Consider the following 2,889-nt stretch of genomic DNA (forward strand, 5'->3'; position numbering starts at 1 on the left):
CTTTACGGTTATAGACGAAAATGAGATCAAATTTCTTCCAACTTTATAAATATAATTAAAAATATATAAGTATATAAGGGAGGAACTCTTTAATCCTCCCTTAATTTTACCACCCGTGCGGCCATACGGCGCTTTTCATCGCTGATGGCTGCATAATGTTTGCGAGTGGTGTTGACGTCCTTGTGTCCCAACACGTCGGCCACCAGATATATGTCGCCGGTTTCGCGATAGAGGGTGGTGCCGTAGGTGCTCCTCAGTTTGTGTGGAGATATGTTTTTGAGCGGCGTTACCAATTTTGCGTACTTTTTAACCAGATTTTGTACAGCACGGTTGCTTATCCTGCGCCTTTGGAGGGATAGGAAAAGGGCATCCTCATGTCCGGGTAAGGCTTCAATTTTCTTTCGTTCCTCTAGGTATTCCAGCAAGGCTTTTCTGACCTCATCACCAAAGTAGAGGATGACTTGATTGCCGCCCTTACGGGTTATCCTGAAGCCGTTTACGTTAAAATCCAAATCGGATATATTAAGGCCTACGCATTCGCTTATGCGTATGCCAGTACCTAAAAACACCATCAAAATGGTTATATCCCTAAGCTTAGTGTAGCGATGATAGCATTTTTGCTTTTCGGTCAGCCCTTCACCGGTCTCGACGATATCCAGCAGCCGAGCCACCTCGTCAGGTTCAAGCCGGATGATGGGCTTTTCGTGAATTTTAGGGAGGTCGACCAGGGCAGCCACATTTTTGTCCAGCTTTTCATTTTTAAAGTAATATGCAAAAAAGGAGCGCAGGGCAGACAGCTTGCGAGCCTTGCCGGGTTCATGGTTTTGGTGTTCCACATCTGGAACAGAAGGCCTGCTGTAATAGGTGAGGTATTCGAGAAACATCTCTATATGTACGGGTTTAACCCGATTTAAATCCTCCAGGGTAAATAGCGAAAAAGGAGTTATGTGGGAAAAATCCTCTATTTGAGTTGTTAGGAATTCAAAAAATAGTCTCAAATCGTAAGCGTAGTTTATCCGCGTGAGTATGGAAGTGTTGGGTTCAATGGCGCGGAAGAAATCCTTACAAAATTCGGGAAGCTCCTGCAGAATAGCTCGCAGCTTCAATATGTTTTGCTGATTCTGCTGTACGCTGAAAGGCTTTTGTTCAGACATTTTGAAAGCCCCCCCTCAGGTTTATCTCAATATACTTTTCGCAAAACTTGTATTTTGCGCATAGTTATTTATTCCTCAAATGACCCTTCTCCTTCTTCAGCCCCAGTGCCATTTTGGGGTTTTCCAGAAGTGGCCAATTTGATAGCAAATCTGGCCAGCTTATCACAGCGATTATTCCTTTCATCATCGCTGTGCCCTTTTACTTTGATCCACTGAATTTTGTGGATGGAGCTCAACTCGATAAGCCGTTTCCATAAATCCTGATTTGCAACCGGCTGTTTATCTGAGGTTTTCCAGCCGCATTGCTGCCATTTTTTTATCCAGCCCTTATCGAAAGCATTAAACAGATATGCGCTATCGGTATAAATTTTGACTATGCACGGCTCCTTCAGCATTTCTAAGGCTTTTATGGGCGCCATGAGTTCCATACGATTGTTTGTGGTACTTTCTTCATAGCCATATATTTCCTTTTCAATGCCCTTATATGACAATATGGCCGCCCAGCCACCCGGGCCTGGATTACCGCTGCAGGCTCCATCGGTGTAAATTTCAACCTCTTTCATATTGACCTTTCATCCTTCCAGATATTCCCTTCCATATTCTTTCCGATAGCCTTTGCTTTGAGCATACAAGCGTTTACCGCTTCAATGACGGCACTTCGAAATCCTAGTTTTTCTAAATAACGAACTGCTTCTATGGTGGTTCCGGCCGGCGATGACACCATGTCCTTGATTTCTCCGGGATGTTTTCTAGATTCTATCAGCAACCTGGCAGTTCCGATGACGGTTTGGACGGCCATCCTGTATGCTACATCTCTCGGCAGGCCCGCCAGTACCCCGCCATCCGCCAATGCTTCTATAAACATGGCCACGTATGCCGGCCCGCTTCCACTCACAGCAGTAACGGCATCCATGAGGTTCTCAGAAACTTCTTCGACCTCACCGAGTGAATGCAGTATATTCTTTACTGCCCTCAATTCATCTGGCAAGAGGTCATGGTTCGTGCACAGCGCCGTCATGCCCTCCCCCACCAAAGCCGGAGTGTTTGGCATGGTACGCACCACTTTGCACCTGTCGCCTATAATCTGCTTTATGAAATCGACCGTGATCCCAGCAGCTATTGAGATGAGTATATGCCTTTCCTCAAGACAATCCTTTATCTCAAGCAATACCCTTTCATATGTATTGGGCTTAACAGCTAGTATGACGATATCGCTGTTTAATACCACCTGCCGATTGTCCTTTGCCGCGCATATTCCTAGCTCGGCCGACAACCTGTTAAGCTTGTCTACGTCCACATCAAAAGCACATACGCTATTTGGTTGTACGATGCCGCGAGCTATAACCCCTCTCATAATGGCATTTGCCATATTGCCAGCACCTATAAAGCCCAAACGGTAGCTCCCCTTCCCTTCCGGCATCGCTTTCCTCCTTTCGGATAAATCAATCTTTGTTAGAAATTATATCACAAAAAATGGTACATGTGTTAAATTGAAAGAAATTTTTGCTCTACATACGTTAAGAATAGGCTTAAAATGAGCAAAATAAAAATTAACGGAATGCTTGACTTAGAAAAATAAATATCATATAATAGTAAACGTCAAAAGAATAGGTATAGGGGAGTAGCTCAATTGGTAGAGTAGCGGTCTCCAAAACCGTTGGTTGCGGGTTCGAGTCCTGCCTCCCCTGCCAAAAGCTAGACGCCATGCGGCTTTCATCCCACTGTACGTTACAGG

Annotated in this window: 3 protein-coding genes and 1 tRNA gene; 1 reads left to right on the forward strand and 3 read right to left on the reverse strand. The window is 44.8% G+C overall.

Translation table 11 applies throughout. The annotated features are described in order from the left end of the window. Positions 1-89: 89 nt before the first annotated feature. From FWJ59_RS09125 to proC, 3 genes are all read right to left on the reverse strand, one after another. The gene (locus FWJ59_RS09125) at positions 90-1,154 is read right to left on the reverse strand and encodes a tyrosine-type recombinase/integrase (protein ID WP_414481626.1); all 1,065 of its coding nucleotides are present in this window, start codon (positions 1,152-1,154) and stop codon (positions 90-92) included. 68 nt (positions 1,155-1,222) lie between these two features. Next, positions 1,223-1,717, reverse strand: coding sequence for a ribonuclease HI (gene rnhA, locus FWJ59_RS09130; protein ID WP_414481627.1), 495 nt, complete (start codon positions 1,715-1,717; stop codon positions 1,223-1,225). Beyond that, complete coding sequence (gene proC, locus FWJ59_RS09135) at positions 1,714-2,574, reverse strand: pyrroline-5-carboxylate reductase (protein ID WP_414481628.1); 861 nt, start codon at positions 2,572-2,574, stop codon at positions 1,714-1,716. The genes rnhA and proC overlap by 4 nt, the downstream gene beginning before the upstream one ends. A gap of 195 nt (positions 2,575-2,769) precedes the next feature. Here proC and FWJ59_RS09140 point away from each other — a divergent pair. Beyond that, positions 2,770-2,845, forward strand: a tRNA-Trp gene (locus FWJ59_RS09140). Positions 2,846-2,889: the final 44 nt, after the last annotated feature.

The sequence above is a fragment of the Caldicoprobacter sp. genome, from assembly GCF_047459465.1.
Taxonomy (GTDB): Bacteria; Bacillota; Clostridia; order Caldicoprobacterales; family Caldicoprobacteraceae; genus Caldicoprobacter.